Here is a 362-nt window from a genome sequence, read left to right as displayed (position 1 = left end):
GATCTGAATACGGAGCGCGGCACCGACTCGCCGGATGCCTCGGCGGGCGTCAATGCGACGAACTACGGTATTCGCTCGACGGGTGCGATCGAGGCATCGCAGTCAGGCCTCTACACGTTCTCGATCAACAGCGACAACGTCGCGCGGCTGTGGATCAACGGCGTCCAGGTCATCAACAGGAAGACTTAGACACGTTCGACGACGAGCGACTTCGCGTGGCTGAATGCGAAGCAGCCGACGTCGATCAAGGTCGAATACGTGCACGGCACGGGTGCGGCAAACATGCATCTTTCGTGGTGGAATCCGCTGGTGCAAAGTCCTGCTGCAGTGCGGATCGTGCCGTCCAATCCGCTAGTGGCGAC

1 protein-coding gene is annotated in these 362 nt (G+C 60.5%); it reads left to right on the top strand.

Translation table 11 applies throughout. The features are described from left to right. The coding region (locus AC5ZFO_RS48350) for a PA14 domain-containing protein (RefSeq protein WP_496124317.1) at nucleotides 1-189 on the top strand (189 nt) is incomplete at its 5' end. Nucleotides 190-362 lie beyond the last annotated feature (173 nt).

The sequence above is a fragment of the Bradyrhizobium sp. Unk1 genome (assembly GCF_059512345.1).
Note: the sequence above shows the minus strand (reverse complement) of the source record. Positions and strands in the feature narration are given on the sequence as shown.